Here is a 19362-nt window from a genome sequence, read left to right on the forward strand (position 1 = left end):
TTGTAAGAGTTAGTGCCGCTTATTTAATTATGTGGCTCCATTTCATGGCAATATGAGAGGAATTATGAAAGTTGTCATGAAAAAACCTTCGCTGGGTAAGTCACTCCGCGTTCTATAGTTGCGCGTGGCGTAATCTCAGCAATCACCTTCAAGCCATTTATCTCAAGAATAACCCCCATTTATCCCCTTTGTTCCAGCAATCAGACCCACAAGGTTTTGGCATGCTATGCCTGAAATTGTATCCATGGCTTTTTGGCGATGGATGATGCACCAACAGGAACCGACCGGTGGCTGAAGAAAGCGATCTCGAAAAAAGCGAAGCCCCCACACCCCACAGGCTTGAAAAGGCCCGCGAAGAAGGGCAGATACCGCGCTCGCGCGAACTGACCTCCATGCTGATGCTGGGGGCCGGTTTTTCATTGCTATGGGTATCCGGGGAGTCGATGGCGCGGCAGTTAGCGGTGATGATTTCACAAGGTCTGAATTTCGATCACGACATCATCAGCAATGACCGGCAAATGCTGCGGCAAATGGCGTCGTTGCTGGGGCGTGCAGTTTGGGCACTGCTGCCCGTAATTGGTGGGTTAGTTCTGGTTGCGCTGGCCGCGCCTCTGCTGCTCGGCGGGTTGAACTTTAGCGGCAAATCTTTTGCGCCGAAGCTCAATCGTCTGGACCCCATTGCCGGGCTGAAGCGCATGTTTTCAGCGCAGGTGCTGGCAGAACTCCTGAAAGCCATTTTGAAAGCCACCATTGTTGGCTTCATTTGCGGTCTTTACCTGTGGCATCACTGGCAGGACATGATGCGCCTGATGGCGCAGCCGACCATTCCGGCGTTGGCCGAGGCTCTAAGCATGGTGGCGTTTTGCGCCATGATGGTGGTATTCGGCCTGATCCCAATGGTGGCGTTCGACGTCTTTTGGCAAATCTGGAGCCACATTAAAAAGTTGCGGATGAGTAAACAAGACATTCGCGACGAGTTTAAGAGTCAGGAAGGCGATCCGCACGTTAAAGGCCGTATTCGCCAGCAGCAGCGGGCCATGGCGCGTCGCCGCATGATGGCCGACGTGCCGAAGGCCGACGTTATTGTTACCAACCCGACGCACTACGCCGTTGCGCTGCAATATAGCGAAAGCAAAATGAGCGCGCCGAAAGTGTTGGCGAAAGGGGCGGGTGACGTGGCGCTGCGCATAAAAGAACTGGCTGCCGAACATAGAATTCCGACGCTGGAGGCCCCGCCGCTGGCGCGTGCGCTTTACCGTCATAGTGATATTGGTCAGCAGATCCCCGCCGCGCTTTATGCCGCGGTCGCGGAAGTGCTGGCGTGGGTGTATCAGCTTAAGCGCTGGAAGCGTGAAGGCGGATTAATCCCGAAAAAACCTGAACATTTACCGGTGCCTGAAGCATTGGACTTTGCTGGAGAAACAGAAACACATGGGTAATCTGGCCGCGCTGCTGCGCTTACCGGGCTTCAAAGATACACAATGGCAGGTGCTCGCCGGGCCTATCCTGATCCTGATTATTTTGTCGATGATGGTGCTGCCTTTGCCGCCGTTCATCCTCGACCTGCTGTTTACCTTTAACATTGCCCTGTCGATCATGGTGTTGCTGGTGGCGATGTTCACCCAGCGCACCCTTGAGTTTGCTGCTTTTCCAACCATTCTGCTGTTCTCTACCTTGTTGCGACTGTCCCTCAACGTGGCCTCAACGCGTATCATTTTGCTCGAAGGCCATACCGGCGCAGGGGCGGCGGGGCGTGTGGTTGAAGCGTTCGGCCACTTCTTGGTTGGCGGTAACTTTGCCATCGGTATCGTGGTGTTCATCATCTTGGTATTGATCAACTTTATGGTTATCACCAAAGGTGCCGGGCGTATTGCCGAGGTGGGCGCGCGTTTCGTGTTAGACGGAATGCCGGGTAAACAGATGGCCATTGACGCTGACCTCAACGCCGGGCTGATTGGCGAAGAAGAAGCGAAAAAACGCCGTTCCGAAGTGACTCAGGAGGCCGATTTCTACGGCTCAATGGACGGTGCGAGTAAGTTCGTGCGCGGCGACGCCATCGCGGGCCTGATGATCATGGTGATCAACGTGGTTGGCGGCCTTCTGGTGGGTGTGTTGCAGCACGGAATGGATCTCGGCCACGCGGCTGAAAGCTACACCTTGCTGACCATCGGTGACGGCCTGGTTGCGCAGATCCCAGCATTGGTTATCTCGACCGCGGCGGGCGTTATCGTTACCCGCGTGGGCACCAATGAAGATGTCGGCGAGCAGATGGTCACCCAGCTGTTCCGCAACCCTCGCGTGATGATGCTCAGCGCCGGCGTTTTGGGCCTGCTCGGCCTGGTGCCGGGTATGCCGAACTTCGTCTTCCTGCTATTCACCGGGGCTTTACTGGCTCTGGCGTGGTGGACTCGCGGCCAGCAGCAGAAACCGGCAGTGGCGAAAGAGACGGTGCAGGTGAATACCGAAAGCCAGCAGCTGGTGGAAGCCAGTTGGTCGGATGTTCAGTTGGAAGACTCTTTGGGTATGGAAGTGGGTTATCGCCTGATCCCGATGGTCGACCACGCGCAGAACGGCGAGCTGCTGGGGCGTATCCGCAGCATTCGTAAGAAGTTCGCGCAGGAGATGGGCTATCTGCCGCCGGTTATCCATATTCGCGACAATCTTGAATTACCGCCAGCCGGATACCGCATCTTGATGAAAGGGGTGGAAATAGGTTCCGGCGAGGCTCATCCGGGCCGCTGGATGGCGATTAACCCTGGCAACGCGATTGGTCAATTGCCGGGTGAAGTGACTCAGGATCCGGCCTTTGGCCTGGCCGCCGTGTGGATTGAACCGGCGCTGCGCGAACAGGCACAAATTCAGGGCTTTACCGTGGTGGAAGCCAGTACCGTGGTGGCCACCCACCTTAATCACCTAATCAGCATGCATGCGCAAGAGCTGTTTGGCCGTCAGGAAACGCAGGAGCTGATGGAGCGCGTCAGCAAAGAGTTGCCGAAGCTGACTGAGGACTTCATCCCGGGCGTGGTAACGCTGACTACCTTACATAAAGTATTGCAGAACCTGCTGGCGGAGCGCGTTTCTATTCGCGACATGCGCACCATTATTGAGACTCTGGCCGAGCATGCGCCGAATCAAACTGACGCCAACGAACTGACGGCCGTGGTGCGCGTCGCGCTGGGCAGGGCAATCACTCAACAGTGGTTCCCGGGCACGGGTGAAGTGCAGGTTATTGGATTAGATACCGCCCTTGAGCGCCTGCTGCTGCAAGCACTGCAGGGCGGCGGCGGGCTGGAGCCGGGGCTGGCGGAGCGTCTACTGACGCAGGCCCAGGCCGCGCTGCAACAACAGGAGGTCAATGGAGCGCCGCCGGTATTGCTGGTCAACCATGCGCTGCGCGCTTTGCTGTCTCGCTTCCTGCGTCGTTCACTGCCGCAAATTGCCGTGATGTCGAATTTGGAGATGAGCGACAGCCGCCAGATTCGTATGACTGCCACCATTGGCGGAGAGTAATGATGAAACAAATGGCTACGGGGCTTTTAATCATGTGCTGCTCGGCGTCCGCTCTTGCGGTCTCTGGCTCCTGGTCGGACAGCAAGGCGGGCATCACGCTACAAAATCGCGGGCAGATGGCTTCCGCTTTAACGCTAAGCCCATCAGCCAACGCGCCGGTGATGCAGATGCCCTCGGCGGTTATCGATACTATAAGTTGGAGCTACAGCCTGCTGGGTCCGGAACCGGCGGGTTTGCAGGTGCAGCTGTGCAGTAGCAGCAACCGCTGCCAGCATCTGGACGCCGCGCAGGGGCAAACGCGTAACTTCTTTGGTCAGTCGGCGCAGTCTTCTTTCAGACTGGTATTTGGGGTTGAGGGACAAGGCAGGTTAAACCCGCCGCTGCGCGTGGTGAGTCAGCAGGTGATCGTGAATTATCGCTAAATGGGTTGCTAGGGCTGGCTTTTAAAACCAATCCTGCCGTCAATCACAAAAATATCGCTGATATCGGCGATATTTTTTTGTCTGAGTTTTGGCAGGCTGAGAATTTATGAGCAGGAAAAAGGAGGATAAAGTTGGAGAAGTTATACCGAAATTTTACGCACGGTCTGCCCGCTGACTGAAGTCTGGCCGTTTGGGCCATAAAACTTTTGCGTTTGGCTGGCACCCAGAATGGCCATGGCCTGCGTGTTGTAGTCAATTTGCTTATTGAGCAGCATACCGTTGTGGCGGTTTAGCGCGCTGAGCTTCTCACTCAGTTGAACCACGGCCTTCCACATGGCGGCAATTTCAGGCTGACGCGAATAGGGCGCAGTCTGCTTCAATCTCGCGTCATGTTCCCGACGCTGTTTATCAAGATAATCGACGGTGGTCAGCAGGGAGCTTTTTTGTTCAGTTATATTTTGCAAAGCTACCCCATTGACGCGGCCTGAGCAGAGCAGGGTTTGTTCATGTTGAATGATCAAATCCAGCGCTTCCAGCGTTTCCACCAGCGTCTTCATGGTCTTGATAAAATCTTTCATCGGGCTTCTTTACCTTTCAACTTAAGCTTATTGACTTAAATATCGTTGAGATAGGCCTGCGTGTCCTGCAACAACGCATCGGCGATTTTGCCGGTATCCATCGTCAGTTTGCCGTCACGGATAGCCTGCTTTAACTGTTCTACACGTGCAGTATTAATGTCTTGTGAACTTGATTTGGTCAGCACGGCCTGAGCATCACTCAGGGTGACAGCCGTGCCGCTAACCGGCGCGCTGTTGGTGCTTTCTTTGCGTGTCACTTGCGCATTGGTGTCAGACGGATCGCGCTGTTGAATCGGGCTAACCGGTTGCGATGCCTGAGTGCGTTCGATGCTCATAATACTTCTCCCAATCTGATATGCCGTCAAATTGCGGCTTTGATATCAGGTTATCGACACTTTACGGAAAAACTTTAGCCTTTATTGCAATGGCAGGGAAACATTCGCTAGATGGCGATGCTCACTGTGCCATCTGCTGCTACTTTGCCGTTAACAATCTGCCCGGAAGGCATTCTGACCCGCACGGTTTCACTGGCGGCGGCGTTATTCATCGCTTTGCCAGAGCTGGAAACATTAAACCCGGTTCCCGTCGCCTGTACCTGAACTTCCTGCCCCGCGTGGACCATCCACGGGCGGCGCAGCATCGATAAAGTTAGGGGCTGACCGACATTAATATTGCGCAGCGTCACCGCGTTGATGGCTTGCTGGCTGTCAAGAATAGCCCGTGGCGGCAATAAGTCCAATCTCCCCGTTTTCTGCTGCATATCGGCCTGAGTCAGATGCGCGCCGGAAGAGACGTTTCGCGCCGCCACCCAGTAGCTGCCACTGACCTGCACCTGTGCCTGCACGTAGCTTTTCTGCCCGTTGCAGTTCACCGCCACGGAGACATTTCCCCAAGGCCGCGCATTGGGAGAAAGAGAAAGCTGTGGTGAAAGGCACTGCGGCTGGCGGGCGGCAGGGGTGGTAATAAGGCTTTTCACCTGAGTCCCATTCCCGGCGTACTGCTGACTGAAAAACTGCTGAATATGTCCAGCCAAGGGCGTGTTGTTATTGTCTGACGCCGCCGACGGCGCTGCTGCCAGCACTGCACCCGGTATCAGGCTCAGTAAAAACGCGCCTGCTTGTCCACTCTTCAGCTTAGTCATTTCGCCTTGCGCCTCGTCATGATGGCTTTTGGGGGGAACCCCACTTCTGGCGACAAGTCTACCCGCAGTTTGCATTTCCTAAAGGGACAAATAGCGGGGCATTTTGCGCTTATTCCCGCGATAGGTTGTTGACATAGGGATTTATGCTGTCGGCTCCAAATTCTCACTTTGCGGAGGGCGCATGCTCGACAAATTGAACGCCGCACTACAGTTCCAACAGGAAGCGCTCAACCTGCGCGCCCAGCGGCAAGAAATTCTTTCGGCGAATATCGCCAACGCCGACACCCCGGGGTTTCAGGCGCGCGATATCGATTTCGCCAGTCAGTTACAGAAAGTGATGGAAGCAGGGCGAGCTAACGGCAGCGGCATGTCGCTGGAGTTAACCAACGCGCGCCACATTCCAGCGGCGACCAGCTCAGGCCCGGATCTTGACCTGATGTACCGCATTCCCGATCAGCCGTCGATGGATGGCAACACGGTGGATATGGACCGTGAGCGTACCAATTTCGCGGATAACAGTGTGCGATATCAGACTGACCTGACCGTATTGACCGGGCAGGTGAAAGGCATGATGTCGGTACTTCAAGGATAACCAGTATGTCGATGCTCAACATTTTTGATATCGCCGGTTCGGCGCTTTCTGCCCAGTCGCAACGCATGAACGTCAGCGCCAGTAACATGGCCAACGCCGACAGCGTGACCGGCCCGGATGGTCAGCCATACCGCGCCAAGCAGGTGGTCTTTCAAGTCAACGCCGCGCCTGGCCAAGAAACCGGTGGCGTGAAAGTGGCCGAGGTGGTGGATGATCCCGCCCCCATGCGCATGGTGTATCAGCCCGGCAACCCCATGGCGGATGCCAAGGGTTATGTGCAGATGCCCAACGTCGACGTGGTGAGCGAAATGGTTAACACCATCTCCGCCTCACGCAGCTATCAGGCCAACGTCGAGGTGTTGAATACCACCAAATCGTTGATGATGAAAACCCTGACATTGGGTCAATAACGGAGCCGCTTATGTCAGTTTTAAGTTCAGTCAACGACAGCACCGACAACACCATTAATACCGACAACAGCAAGCCGAAATCCACGGCGGATGACCTGTCGAATAACTTCCTGACCCTGCTCGTCGCCCAGCTTAAGAACCAAGATCCTACCAACCCGATGGACAACGCCCAGCTCACCAGCCAGTTGGCGCAGATCAATACCGTGAGCGGCATCGAAAAACTCAACACCACCTTGGGCAGCATTTCCGGGCAGATCAACAGCAACCAGTCGGTTCAGGCCACGGCGCTGATTGGTCACGGGGTGATGATTGAAGGGCGGGCTATTCTGGTGGGCAGCTCTGACGGCAAGGTCAGCACCACGCCGTTTGGTCTGCAACTCGAAAGCGCGGCGGACACCAACAATGTGGTGATCAGTGACTCCACCGGCAAAGTGGTGAAAACCATCGCGCTGGGTTCACAGACTGCCGGCGTCCACAGCTACACCTGGGACGGCAAGCAGGATGACGGCACGGCGGCACCGGACGGCGCATACACCTTCAGCATCAACTCGACCAACGGCGGCCAGCAGATGGTCGCCACCGCGCTGAACTACGCGCTGGTCAACGGCGTTACCAATGACAGCTCCGGCGCAGTGCTGGATCTCGGCGTGCGCGGCACCACCACGCTCGCCAATGTTCGACAGATTTTGTAGCAGATTGAAGATTTCACACAGCAGCATAAACAGAAATTTATAACTTTAACCCATTGATTTTGCTTTAAATCGATCTTGTTTCAGGACTGGAGGCAGCCCTGCAACAAGAAGGATGATAAGCAAAAAGGAGCAGACCATGAGCTTTAACCAAGCAGTCAGCGGCCTGAATGCAGCATCGACCAACCTGGACGTGATTGGTAACAACATCGCCAACTCCGCCACCGCTGGTTTCAAATCAGGCACCGCCTCATTCGCCGACATGTTCGCCGGTTCTCAAGTAGGTATGGGTGTCAAAGTGGCAGCTATTACTCAGGACTTCAGCGACGGTACCACCACCAATACCAACCGTGGTTTAGACGTTGCGCTGAGCGGCAACGGCTTCTTCCGCCTGACTGACTCCAGCGGCGGCGTGTTCTATTCGCGTAACGGCCAGCTCTCTCTGGATGACAAACGCAATCTGGTGAACACCCAAGGTTTGAGCGTGACGGGCTACCCGGCAACCGGGACTCCGCCAACCATCGCTCAGGGCGCACAGCCAGTGCCGTTGACCATTCCGAACACCATGATGATCGCCAAGCCAAGCAGCAGCGGCCTGATGGTGGCTAACCTGAACTCCAGCGATAAGTTGCCGAAGAACGCCACTTTCTCCAGTTCAGATCCGGACAGCTACAACTACGTCAACACCATTACCACCTATGACTCACTGGGTAATAAGCATGACAACAACGTGTATTTCGTTAAGTCATCTAACCCAGCGACCCCAAACTCTTGGGACGTCTATTCACAAGATACCAGCGTTTCAGGCTCTAAAGCGGGCAAGCTAGGCACCTTGAACTTCAACCAAAACGGTACTCTGGCGAGCACCACCAATGCTGACGGCACGCCAACTGCGACGGCTTTTGCTTTCACTCTGCCGATGGATAACAGCACCAACGGTGCTACGACGCCGCAAAACGTCTCGCTGAGCTTCCTTGGCAGTATTCAGCAGAATACCGGTAGTAACAGCATCGGCGCGTTGAATCAGGATGGTTATGCCGCGGGCCAGATGACCGGCTACCAAATCAATAACGACGGCACCATCACCGGCGTCTACTCCAACCAGAAAACCCAGCTTTTGGGTCAGATCGTGATGACTAACTTCTCTAACCCGGAAGGTCTGAAATCCGAAGGCGATAACGTGTGGTCCGCCACCCAGTCCTCTGGTCAGCCAATCACCGGCATTGCGGGTGCAGGCGGTTTTGGTGAGATGAAAAGCGGGGCGCTGGAAGCGTCAAACGTCGACCTGAGTAAAGAGCTGGTCAACATGATCGTGGCTCAGCGTAACTACCAGTCGAACGCGCAGACTATCAAAACCCAGGACCAGATCCTGAACACGCTGGTCAACCTGCGCTAATCGCGCTGAATGACAGACGCAAAAGGAACGCACTATGGATCACGCTATCTACACCGCGATGGGTGCTGCCAGCCAGACGCTGAACCAGCAGTCGGTCACCGCGAGTAATCTGGCCAATGCCTCAACGCCGGGTTTTCGTGCCCAACTGATGGCGCTGCGCGCGGTGCCGGTCGATGGGCCAAGCCTTGAGACACGTACTTTGGTGACGGCTTCAACGCCGGGTGCCGACATGACTCAGGGCCAGCTGAACTACACCGGTCGCCCGCTCGACGTCGCGTTACAGCAGGACGGCTTTTTGGCGGTGCAGATGCCTGATGGTTCTGAAGCCTATACCCGAAACGGGGATCTTCAGGTTTCGCCGACCAATCAGTTAACCATTCAGGGGAACCCAGTGATGGGTGACAACGGCCCGATTGAAGTGCCGCCGAATGCGCAACTGACCATCTCGGCCGACGGCACCATTTCGGTGCTCGAGGCGGGTGCGGACCCTAACACCATGGGCCAGCTGGCTCAGTTAAAACTGGTGAAAGCCAACGGCAGTGAAGTGACCCGTGGCGATGACGGCATGTTCCGTCTCACGCCGGCCACTGCCCAGGCTCGGGGCAATACCCTGCAGGCCGACCCGACCATCCACGTGATGCCGGGAACGCTGGAAGGCAGCAACGTCAAACCGGTGGAAACCATGGTTGACATGATTGCCAACGCCCGTCGCTTTGAAATGCAAATGAAGGTCATCCACAGCGTGGATGAAAACGAACAACGCGCCAACCAACTGCTGTCGATGACCTAACGGCGGCAGAGGAGTAACAACATGATCCCATCGCTATATATCGCGAAAACTGGCCTTGACGCGCAGCAGACCAACATGGACGTCATCGCCAACAACCTGGCGAACGTCAGCACCAACGGGTTCAAACGCCAGCGCGCGGTGTTTGAAGATTTGCTGTACCAGACAATCCGCCAGCCGGGTGCCCAGTCTTCCGAGCAGACCAATCTGCCGTCAGGCTTGCAGATCGGTACCGGTGTTCGCCCGGTCGCTACTGAGCGTATCCATGCGCAGGGCAACCTGTCGCAGACGGATAACAGTAAAGATATCGCCATCAAAGGGCAGGGTTTCTTCCAGGTGCAGCTGCCTGACGGGACCTCAGCCTATACCCGTGACGGCTCTTTCCAAGTTGACCAAAACGGTCAGCTGGTGACCTCCAGTGGTTATCAGGTTATCCCGGCTATCACCATCCCTGCTAACGCCCTGAAAATCACCGTCGGCCGTGACGGCATTGTCAGCGTGACCGTGCAGGGGCAGGCGGCAGCGCAGCAGGTTGGGCAACTGACGCTCAGCACTTTCATCAATGACTCAGGCTTAGAGTCCACCGGTGAAAACTTGTATCAGGAAACCCAAAGTTCTGGCGCGCCAACGGAAAGCACGCCGGGCCTGAACGGCGCAGGCCTGCTGTACCAAGGCTATGTTGAAACCTCAAACGTAAACGTGGCGGAGGAGCTGGTCAACATGATCCAGACCCAGCGCGCGTATGAGATCAACAGTAAAGCAGTATCAACATCCGACCAGATGTTGCAGAAGTTAACTCAGCTTTAAGAGTAAGAAAGGTAACGCCCGGCGTTACCTTGGCCTGCGGGGGGACGGTACGCCGCCCCCGTTATTTCAGGCTCCGATTCATTCTTTTTCGAAGGCGATTTCCGTGGTGACCATGAAATTAACGTCGGTAAACAGTGCACATTTTCACCGACATGGCGTGTTGGCTCTGCCGCTATTAGTGACCTTATTGCTCAACGGGTGCGCGTACATGCCGCATAAACCCTTGGTCGAAGGCGCCACCACGGCTCAACCTGCTCCTGCGGCACCACCGGTTCCGAACGGTTCGATTTTCCAATCCGTTCAGCCGATGAACTATGGCTATCAGCCCCTGTTTGAAGACCGTCGACCGCGTAACGTCGGCGATACCTTGACGCTTGTACTGCAAGAAAACGTCAGTGCCAGCAAAAGCTCCTCCGCCAACGCCAGCCGTAATGGCTCAAGCAAGTTTGGCGTGGCGACCGCGCCGCGTTATCTGGAAGGCCTGCTCGGCAATGCCCGCGCCGATATGGATATCTCCGGCGATAACACCTTCGGCGGCAAAGGCGGCGCGGCGGCGAACAACACCTTCAGCGGCACCTTGACCGTGACGGTCAGCGAAGTGCTGGCCAACGGCAACCTGCGCGTGGTTGGCGAGAAGCAAATTGAAATTAACCAGGGTACCGAGTTTATCCGCTTCTCCGGCGTGGTGAACCCGCGCACCATCAGTGGCTCCAACAGCGTGGTGTCCACGCAGGTGGCGGATGCCCGAATCGAATATGTGGGTAACGGCTACATCAATGAAGCGCAGAACATGGGCTGGTTGCAGCGGTTCTTCCTAAATGTATCGCCGTACTAATGAGGCACTCATGCGAAAACTAATTTCCGGCTTACTCTGTATTACGCTCTGCGCGGCGGCCGCGCTGCCGGCTTCGGCGCAAAGAATTCGCGATCTGGCGACCATTCAGGGCGTGCGTGATAACGCCCTGATCGGCTACGGCTTGGTGGTTGGCCTCGACGGCACTGGTGACCAGACCACCCAAACGCCATTTACCACCCAGACGCTGACTAACATGCTTTCCCAGTTGGGGATCACCGTGCCACCCGGCACTAACATGCAGCTGAAAAACGTGGCGGCGGTCATGGTTACCGCCAAGATGCCGCCGTTCGCTCGCAGCGGACAGGCCATCGACGTGGTGGTGTCCTCCATGGGTAATGCCAAAAGTATTCGCGGCGGCACCCTGCTGATGACCCCCATGAAAGGGGTAGACAACCAAGTTTACGCGCTGGCACAGGGTAACGTGCTGGTGGGCGGCGCCGGAGCCTCGGCGGGCGGCAGCAGCGTGACGGTTAACCAGCTCTCCGGCGGCCGTATTACCGGCGGGGCGACCATTGAACGCGAACTTCCAAGCACCTTCGGCACCGAAGGGGTGATCAATCTTCAACTCAATGATGAAGATTTCAACCTGGCTCAACAGGTGACCGACGCCATTAACCGTCAGGGCAGCATGGGCACGGCGACCGCGCTGGATGCCCGTAACATTCAGGTGATGGTGCCACGCGGCAACAGCTCGCAGGTGCGCATTTTGGCGCAGATCCAGAACGTGGAAGTGACCGTCGGCCCGATGGATGCCAAGGTGATCATCAACTCCCGTACTGGCTCGGTAGTGATGAACCGCGACGTGACGCTGGACTCTTGCGCCGTGGCGCAGGGTAACTTGTCCGTGGTAGTCGACAGACAAAACGACGTTTCCCAACCAAACACGCCATTTGGCGGCGGCCAAACCGTGGTGACGCCAAACACCAATATTTCCGTGCGCCAGTCGGGCGGGGCCTTGCAGCAAGTGCAGTCGAGCGCCAGCCTCAACAATGTGGTGCGCACGTTGAATGCGCTGGGTGCGACGCCGATTGACCTGATGTCTATCCTGCAAGCCATGAAAACCGCAGGTTGCCTGCGCGCTGATTTGGAAATCATCTAATGAGCGATCTTATGTCGATGTCCGGCGCTGCGTATGACGCGCAGTCGCTTAATAAACTGAAAGTGGCGGCCAAGAACGATCCACAAGGGCAGGTGAGGGAAGTGGCGAAGCAGTTCGAAGGCGTTTTCGTGCAGATGATGCTGAAAAGCATGCGTTCCGCACTGCCGCAGGACGGCCTGCTGAGCAGCGACCAAACCCGGCTTTATACATCGATGTACGATCAGCAAATTGCGCAGGACATGTCGGCTAAAGGGCTGGGTATGGCCGATATGATGGTGAAACAGCTCACCGGCGGTAATCCCGAGCCCTCCGAGAAGGCGGGTACGGTGCCAATGGCGCTGGACAACGAAGTACTGAGCACCATGCCACTTCAGGCAATGGAGCAGATGATCCGCAAAGCCATCCCGAACGCGCCGGACCGCACTTTGGGCGGCGCACCGTTGCCGCAGGACAGCGGCCAGTTTGTGTCGCGCCTGAGCATTCCGGCGCAGGTCGCCAGTCAGGAAAGTGGCATTTCGCACCAGCTGATTATGGCGCAGGCCGCGCTGGAATCCGGCTGGGGCCAGCGCGAAATTCCCACTAGCGACGGCAAGCAGAGCTATAACCTGTTTGGTATTAAGGCGGGCGGCAACTGGACCGGGCCAACCACGCAAATCACCACCACCGAATACACCAACGGCGTGGCGAAGAAGGTGCAGGCCAGCTTCCGCGTCTATGGCTCCTATGTCGAAGCCATCAGCGATTACGTGAAATTGCTGACCAACAACCCGCGCTATGCCCACGTGGCGGCCGCCAACACGCCGGAACAGGCGGCCCACGCGCTGCAAGCAGCCGGTTATGCCACCGATCCTAACTACGCCGCTAAGCTGGTGAATGTTATCCAGAAAATCAAAGGGGCCGGCGCGCAGGCGGTCAAAGCCTACAGCACGGATCTCAGCAAAATTTTCTGAAAAAACTGTCTTTTACGTCTCAAGTTCTCAAGGCATTAGCCGATAACTCTTTCAGAGCGGAAAAAGGGCGCGAATCCCGATTTCCATAACACTTTGATTTTATATCATTCGCCGGGCTGGTTCCGGGAGCAGAAGGGTCACTCATGTCCTCAAATGGCTTAATTAATACCGCAATGAGCGGACTGAATGCGGCTCAGGCTGCACTGAGCACGGTGAGTAACAACATCGCCAACGTCAGCGTGGCGGGCTACAACCGCCAGACCGCGATCATTGTTCAGAGCAACGGCAATAGCACGGCGGCGGGTTACATCGGCAACGGCGTTAACGTCAGCAGCATCAACCGTGAATATAACGCCTTTGTTTCCAACCAGTTACTAGGCGCCAGCACCATCAATAGCGCGCTGGGCACCCAGTACGCTCAGGCGAGCCAGATTGATAATCTGCTGTCGAACAGCACCACCAACTTATCGAGCACCATGCAGAACTTCTTCAAAAGTCTGCAAACCCTGACCAGCAACGCCGGTGACAGCGCGTCACGTCAGGCCGTTTTGGGGCAAGCGCAGGGGATGGCGGCACAGTTCAACAGCGCGGCAAAATACCTCGCTGATATGAATACCGGTATTAACCAGCAAATCACCGATAATGTGAACCAAATCAATAACTATGCTTCACAAATCGCCAAGCTGAACCAGCAGATCACCGCCACGCGCGGCAGCACCGGGCAGGAGCCAAACGCGCTGCTGGACCAACGCGATGAGATGGTCAGCAAACTGAATGATATCGCCGGTGTAACCGTGACTCAGCAAGACGGCGACGCCTATAACGTCTCCTTCGCCAACGGCGTGCCTTTAGTGCAGGGCAGCGATACCCGTACCGTAGTGGCAACGCCGTCCAGCGCTGATCCGAGCAAACTGACTGTGGGTATGACTCAGCCAGATGGCAGCGTGACCCAGGTTAGCGAAAGCCGCATCACCACGGGTGCCTTGGGTGGCGTGCTGGCCTTCCGTAAAGACAACCTTGAGCCAGCCATAAACCAGCTGGGCCAGTTGGCGCTCTCCATTGGCAGCAGCTTCAACGGCGTGAACAAAGCTGGTTTTGATGTATCCGGTAACGCTGGGACGAACTTCTTCAACTTCAGCAATCCGTCGACCATTTCGAACACCAAAAACACCGGCACGGCTAACATGACGGTGACCTACGCCGACGCAACCGCAGTGAAAGCCAGCGATTATGTGATGTCCTACGAAGGTGGCAAGTGGACGGCAACGCGCACTTCCGATGGGGCAAAAATCACCCCGACGCAGAGCACCGATGCCAATAACGTCACTACCATGACCTTCGACGGCATCAAGATTGATGTCACCGGCACCCCGGCTGAAAAAGACAGCATCACGGTGAAAACGGTAAGCAATGCCGCGAGCAGCCTGAATGTGGCATTGACCGACGGTTCGCAAATTGCCGCCGCCAGTAAAACAGATTCCGGCGCCAGCGATAACACCAACGCGCAGAAACTGTTGGATTTGCAAACCGCCAAGCTGGTGGAAGGTAAATCAACCCTGACCGGCGCATATGCCAGCCTGGTGAGCAGCGTGGGTAATCAGGTTGCCAGTTTGAAAACCAACACCACGGCGCAAACCAACATCGTCACCAACTTGCAGCAGCAACAGCAGTCGATCTCGGGCGTTAACACCGACGAAGAATACGGCGATTTGCAGCGTTATCAGCAATATTATCTGGCTAACGCGCAAGTGATTAAGACGGCATCAACCATTTTCGATGCGATCATTAACCTGTAACGCATTCACCGCGACTCGATAAGGAACTGATGCCATGCGCCTTAGTACTAACATGATTTACCAGCAGAATATGAACAGCGTCTCGAATGCTCAGTCGCTGTGGCAGGATACCGGTGTGCAGCTCTCTACCGGCAATCGGGTGAACAAGCCGTCGGATGACCCGCTGGCCGCCTCGCAGGCGATTATGGTTCAACAGGCGCAGGCGCAGAACGATCAATACGCCATCGCGCGTACCTTCGCGAACCAGAATATGAGTCAGGAAGAGAACATCCTGAACAACGTCACCACCGCGATTCAGAGCGCGCAGAGCCTGATCGTTAACGCCGGTGATGGTGCGTTGAGTGATGATGACCGCGCGTCATTGGCGACCAAGTTGCAGGGTATTAAAGACCAAATCGTCAATATGGCGAACAGCACAGACGGTAACGGGCGCTATATCTTTGGCGGTTACAAAAGTGATAAGCCGCCGTACAGCGTGGATGCAACGACGGGGGCGGTGACCTATAGCGGCGGGGATGAAGCGATTTCCCAGCAGGTTGATGCCAGCCGTACCATGACCATCAGCCACACCGGTACGCAGGTATTTAACACGCTGACGTCTAACCCAGTGAAAGAGCCGGACGGCACGGCAAGCCAGACCGATATCTTCAAAACCATCGACGGCGCTATCGCCGCGTTGAAAACGCCAAAAGCTAATTTCGCTAGCCCTTCTGATTACACGGCAGCCATCGACAAAAGCAACCGCGGCCTGTCGAACTCGCTGAACAACGTGCTGTCCGTGCGCTCTCAGTTGGGTACCCAGCTGGACGAGTTGGATAAGCTGGATTCGATGGGCGACGACACCAAGCTGATTAACGGCGATAAGCTTAACGCGCTGGTCGGCACCGACTGGACGGCGGCTATTTCGCAATACAGCTTGCAGCAAGTCGCACTACAGGCGTCGTACAAAACCTTTACCAGCATGCAAGGGCTGTCGCTGTTCCAAATGAATTCTTAATTCCCCGCGAATTCATGTCTAAAACGTCTCACTGAAAGGGGCCTGCTGGCTCCTTCTCATCTACACCTTTTCTGAGCGTACTTAAACCGGGTGCGTTCAGTTTGTATGTCACTTTGTCAGCCTAAGGGCAGGGTGACATACACTTTTTATTTTCAATTGCATCTTTGGGTTTGAATTCAAATTCAAATTTAAATTCAAGACCTTGCGTTGCCACGCAAACTGGCCCAGAAGGCGCGAAAGCGCGCGCCCTCTGGACACCCGCGCTCTTTAGTGCTGGAGGATCGAGGCTTCGCAGGGGGGGGATGGACGTGTTTCAGGTAGCTAAGTGATAGCCGCGAAATGCCGCCGCTTAGGCGGTTCCCTCGCTGCGGGATTACAACCCGCGTAAAAAGCCACGCGGTTTTCCACCTCTTGCTCGGCGTCACTTCTGAACGCGACCTACTGGCAATTACACCGTGCCGTTTCAGTGGGTTAGGTCAGGCTGGGATGAGGAGTGGTTTAAATCGTGCTCAATGAGGCAAACCTCACCCCAGCCCTCTCCTTAAAAAGGAGAGGGAGCAAAGCAAAACCCAATGATCTGCTTTACCCAAACATTGCCAGCAGCACCGGAAACAGGAAAGGTGCAATAAGTGACGTCATGATCCCGCATATCACCAGTGCCAGCGAGCTAAAGGCACCTTCTTGAAAATCAACTTCTGCGGCGCGGGCCGTGCCTAGGGCGTGGGAGGCGGTACCCATGGCTAAACCGCGTGAGGTTTTGGTGGTGATTTTCAGGACATTCAAAATACTGTGACCAAACACCGCGCCAAGAATACCCACGAAAATCACGCAGACTGCGCTAATCGCCGGGATGCCGTTGATCGAGTGAGCCGTTGCCATGGCAATCGGCGTGGTCACTGATTTTGGTAATATTGAGGCGGCCAACTCAGGCGTCGCGCCCATCCATAAGGCTATCGCCGTGCCGCTGGTCATCGCCACCATACTGCCAATAAAACAGACGCTGATGATCGACTTCCAGCGGGCGCGTATCTGGTGCAACTGCTCATACAGCGGGAAAGCCAGCGCCACCACCGCCGGTTGTAGCAGGTCATTCAGAATCTTACTGCCAGCAAAATAACGGGCGTAGGGAATGTTGGTCACTAACAGTAGTGGGATGATCACCACCATCGACATCAGCAACGGATTCAACAGCGGAAGTTTCAGCTTGATAGCCAGCTTGCGGGTGGCGAAAAATACCAGCAGCGTTAAAGGTAACGACCAGAGAATGTCGATCATGATTTCTCCTCCGCGTCATTATCCAGCGGCTTTTCACGATGAATAAAGTGCGAGCAGTAAGCCGTGATCACCAGTACGACTAAAGTGCTGACCAGACAAGAAACCACCAGAGGGCCGAACTGGGCGCGCAGCATATCGTAATAGGTCATCACCCCGACACCGATGGGTACGAAGAGCAGGGCCATGTAGCGAATGAGCACATTACAGCCCGGCTTCACCCAGCGATAAGGCAAAACTTGCGTCGAAAGCAGGCAGAAAAGGATCAGCATGCCGATAATGCTGCCGGGAATGCTGATTGGCAGCAGTGATGAAATTCCGATGCCAGCGTATAAGCAGGCATAGATCAAAATAAATGACCTTATATATTGTAAAAGCAAAGTTAATACGTCGCGCATAGCCTTCATCCCAGTAAGGTGACGCATTCATCATACAATTAAAGTGTGATCTGCACCACAAAAAGGAGTATGAAATTGATGCATGAAGTGTATGCCATTTTGGAAACGTACCTAAGGTAACTTTGCAGTTTTATCTCAGCTTTGACGTGGTTGATAGAACGTCCGCGTGCCCTTTGAAACGGTAAAAGGGCACGTGGTGGCTCATTTCATTAAGGGCAGCAGGCTTTGATAAAGCTGGTGGAAGATTTTTCGTCGTTCAAGATAGCACTGCTGCTTTGCACCGTCAGGGCGATGCGTTTGTTCCAATGGTAACTCGGGTAGCAGCTCTTCCATCGACTTATTCGGGTTCATCGCCAACTGCGCCAAACGCGCTGCACCAAGGGCTGGTCCAACATCGCCGCCGGTTCGATACTCCAGCGTCTGCCCGCTGATATCCGCCAGCATTTGCCGCCAATAGGCGCTGCGTGCCCCACCGCCTATAAGAGTAATGGAATCAGGTTTCAGACCCGTGGCGTGAAGGGCATCCATACCTTCTGCGAGGGCGAATCCTACGCCTTCTAATACGGCCCGACCAATATCGGCCGGGCCGTGTTCATGTGTTAAGCCAAACAGGGTTCCGGTAGCGTTCGGATTATTGTGCGGCGTGCGCTCGCCAGAAAGATAGGGCAAGAACCAGACGGGGCTTTGGGCCGGCGTCGATTCTTCAACCAGCTTAAGCAGACTGGCTACCGAGTCCATCCCCGTTAGTTTTACCGCCCAGTCCAGACAAGAAGCGGCGCTCAGCATTACCGACATCAGATGCCATTTATTGGGCAAGGCGTGACAGAAACTGTGCACCGCCTGCTGCGGATTACTGAGGAAGCCTTCGCTAACTGCAAAATAGACGCCCGATGTGCCGAGTGACAGCATCGCCTGGCCTGCCCGATAGAGGCCAACGCCCACCGCACCGGCTGCGTTATCTCCTCCGCCTGCGACCACCGGCACGCGTGGGATACCCCAACGCTGAGCCAGTTCGGCACTCAGCTCGCCTGTGATCTGACTGCCTTCAAACAGTCGTGGCATTTTCTTGCGCGAAAGGCCACAGGCGGCGAGTATCTCGTCGCTCCAGTCTCGTTTGGCGACGTTCAACCACATCGTGCCTGCGGCATCTGACATATCACTGGCAAAAACGCCGGTCATGCGCCAACGCAGATAGTCTTTCGGCAGCAGCACTTTGTCGATGCGGCTGAAAATATCAGGTTCGAATTGCTTAACCCATGCCAACTTCGGCGCGGTAAAGCCCGGCATCATAATATTGCCCGTGATTTCCCGCGAGTTGGGCACTGCCTTTTCAAGCGCCTGACACTGCTTGGCGCTACGCCCGTCGTTCCACAAAATGGCCGGACGCAGCACTTGCCCCTGCTGATCTAACAGCGTGGCGCCGTGCATTTGCCCCGTCAGCCCAAGGGCCTTAACTGTGGCAAGGTTATGATCAGCCCCCAACGCGAGAAGAGAGTTATCGGTGGCTGTCCACCAGTCGGCGGGATCTTGCTCCGACCACAAAGGGTGAGGGCGGGAAAGGGGGAGAGGTTCCGTGTGCGTAGCCACGACCTGACCTTGTTCATTAAGTAAGATGGCTTTGACACCCGACGTGCCAAGATCGATACCGAGATACATAAACAC

At 55.6% G+C, this 19362-nt stretch carries 20 protein-coding genes; 14 read left to right on the forward strand and 6 right to left on the reverse strand.

Annotation, left to right across the window (positions count from 1 at the left end):
- The first annotated feature begins 287 nt into the window (after positions 1-287).
- Genes flhB through V2154_RS08540 form a run of 3 tightly spaced genes read left to right on the forward strand, consistent with a single transcriptional unit; the run spans position 288 to position 3932 of the window.
- Positions 288-1439, forward strand: coding sequence for a flagellar biosynthesis protein FlhB (gene flhB, locus V2154_RS08530; RefSeq protein WP_353501861.1), 1152 nt, complete (start codon positions 288-290; stop codon positions 1437-1439).
- A complete protein-coding gene (gene flhA, locus V2154_RS08535; RefSeq protein ID WP_353501862.1) occupies positions 1432-3510 on the forward strand; it encodes a flagellar biosynthesis protein FlhA in 2079 nt (692 codons plus the stop codon). Before flhB ends, flhA begins: the two co-directional genes overlap by 8 nt.
- Positions 3510-3932 carry a flagellar protein FlhE gene (locus V2154_RS08540; protein WP_353501863.1) on the forward strand — a complete coding sequence of 141 codons (423 nt, stop codon included), beginning with the start codon at positions 3510-3512 and terminating at the stop codon, positions 3930-3932. Before flhA ends, V2154_RS08540 begins: the two co-directional genes overlap by 1 nt.
- A gap of 140 nt (positions 3933-4072) precedes the next feature.
- On the opposite strand, the gene V2154_RS08545 is transcribed toward V2154_RS08540, so the two are convergent.
- The 3 genes from V2154_RS08545 to flgA form a co-directional block, all read right to left on the reverse strand.
- The gene (locus tag V2154_RS08545; RefSeq protein WP_353501864.1) at positions 4073-4510 is read right to left on the reverse strand and encodes a flagella synthesis protein FlgN; all 438 of its coding nucleotides are present in this window, start codon (positions 4508-4510) and stop codon (positions 4073-4075) included.
- A gap of 35 nt (positions 4511-4545) precedes the next feature.
- Complete coding sequence (flgM, locus tag V2154_RS08550; protein WP_353501865.1) at positions 4546-4845, reverse strand: flagellar biosynthesis anti-sigma factor FlgM; 300 nt, start codon at positions 4843-4845, stop codon at positions 4546-4548.
- Positions 4846-4952: 107 nt separating this feature from the next.
- Entirely contained in the window at positions 4953-5651 is a 699-nt protein-coding gene (gene flgA / locus V2154_RS08555; protein ID WP_353501866.1) for a flagellar basal body P-ring formation chaperone FlgA, read from the reverse strand.
- A gap of 181 nt (positions 5652-5832) precedes the next feature.
- Here flgA and flgB point away from each other — a divergent pair, with 181 nt between their 5' ends.
- The 11 genes from flgB to flgL all read left to right on the forward strand — a co-directional run bounded on the left by flgB (position 5833) and on the right by flgL (position 16030).
- Positions 5833-6243 (forward strand): flagellar basal body rod protein FlgB, encoded by a 411-nt coding sequence (flgB, locus tag V2154_RS08560; protein ID WP_034789994.1) that lies wholly within the window; start codon positions 5833-5835, stop codon positions 6241-6243.
- 5 nt (positions 6244-6248) lie between these two features.
- Positions 6249-6653: a flagellar basal body rod protein FlgC gene (gene flgC / locus V2154_RS08565; RefSeq protein WP_353501867.1), complete on the forward strand. Its 405-nt coding sequence runs from the start codon at positions 6249-6251 to the stop codon at positions 6651-6653.
- An 11-nt stretch (positions 6654-6664) separates the two neighbouring features.
- Positions 6665-7345 (forward strand): flagellar hook assembly protein FlgD, encoded by a 681-nt coding sequence (flgD, locus tag V2154_RS08570; protein ID WP_353501868.1) that lies wholly within the window; start codon positions 6665-6667, stop codon positions 7343-7345.
- Between the two features lie 136 nt (positions 7346-7481).
- On the forward strand, positions 7482-8738 hold the full coding sequence (gene flgE / locus V2154_RS08575) for a flagellar hook protein FlgE (protein ID WP_353501869.1): 1257 nt from the start codon (positions 7482-7484) through the stop codon (positions 8736-8738).
- Positions 8739-8772: 34 nt separating this feature from the next.
- Positions 8773-9528 (forward strand): flagellar basal body rod protein FlgF, encoded by a 756-nt coding sequence (locus V2154_RS08580; protein WP_353501870.1) that lies wholly within the window; start codon positions 8773-8775, stop codon positions 9526-9528.
- A 21-nt stretch (positions 9529-9549) separates the two neighbouring features.
- Positions 9550-10332: a flagellar basal-body rod protein FlgG gene (flgG, locus tag V2154_RS08585; RefSeq protein WP_353501871.1), complete on the forward strand. Its 783-nt coding sequence runs from the start codon at positions 9550-9552 to the stop codon at positions 10330-10332.
- Between the two features lie 112 nt (positions 10333-10444).
- On the forward strand, positions 10445-11167 hold the full coding sequence (locus V2154_RS08590; RefSeq protein WP_084674068.1) for a flagellar basal body L-ring protein FlgH: 723 nt from the start codon (positions 10445-10447) through the stop codon (positions 11165-11167).
- Between the two features lie 10 nt (positions 11168-11177).
- Positions 11178-12287: a flagellar basal body P-ring protein FlgI gene (locus V2154_RS08595; protein ID WP_353501872.1), complete on the forward strand. Its 1110-nt coding sequence runs from the start codon at positions 11178-11180 to the stop codon at positions 12285-12287.
- Complete coding sequence (flgJ, locus tag V2154_RS08600; RefSeq protein ID WP_353501873.1) at positions 12287-13237, forward strand: flagellar assembly peptidoglycan hydrolase FlgJ; 951 nt, start codon at positions 12287-12289, stop codon at positions 13235-13237. Before V2154_RS08595 ends, flgJ begins: the two co-directional genes overlap by 1 nt.
- A gap of 143 nt (positions 13238-13380) precedes the next feature.
- A complete protein-coding gene (gene flgK / locus V2154_RS08605; RefSeq protein WP_353501874.1) occupies positions 13381-15033 on the forward strand; it encodes a flagellar hook-associated protein FlgK in 1653 nt (550 codons plus the stop codon).
- 34 nt (positions 15034-15067) lie between these two features.
- Positions 15068-16030, forward strand: a complete 963-nt coding sequence (flgL, locus tag V2154_RS08610; protein ID WP_353501875.1) for a flagellar hook-associated protein FlgL — start codon at positions 15068-15070, stop codon at positions 16028-16030.
- Positions 16031-16612: 582 nt separating this feature from the next.
- Here the strand turns inward: flgL and V2154_RS08615 are convergent.
- The 3 genes from V2154_RS08615 to xylB all read right to left on the reverse strand — a co-directional run bounded on the left by V2154_RS08615 (position 16613) and on the right by xylB (position 19356).
- Positions 16613-17305 (reverse strand): CidB/LrgB family autolysis modulator, encoded by a 693-nt coding sequence (locus V2154_RS08615; RefSeq protein ID WP_396130877.1) that lies wholly within the window; start codon positions 17303-17305, stop codon positions 16613-16615.
- Complete coding sequence (locus tag V2154_RS08620) at positions 17302-17700, reverse strand: CidA/LrgA family protein (protein ID WP_353501876.1); 399 nt, start codon at positions 17698-17700, stop codon at positions 17302-17304. The genes V2154_RS08615 and V2154_RS08620 overlap by 4 nt, the downstream gene beginning before the upstream one ends.
- A 201-nt stretch (positions 17701-17901) precedes the next feature.
- Positions 17902-19356, reverse strand: coding sequence for a xylulokinase (gene xylB / locus V2154_RS08625; protein ID WP_353503956.1), 1455 nt, complete (start codon positions 19354-19356; stop codon positions 17902-17904).
- Positions 19357-19362 lie beyond the last annotated feature (6 nt).

Source organism: Ewingella sp. CoE-038-23, assembly GCF_040419245.1.
Classification (GTDB): Bacteria; Pseudomonadota; Gammaproteobacteria; order Enterobacterales; family Enterobacteriaceae; genus Ewingella; species Ewingella allii.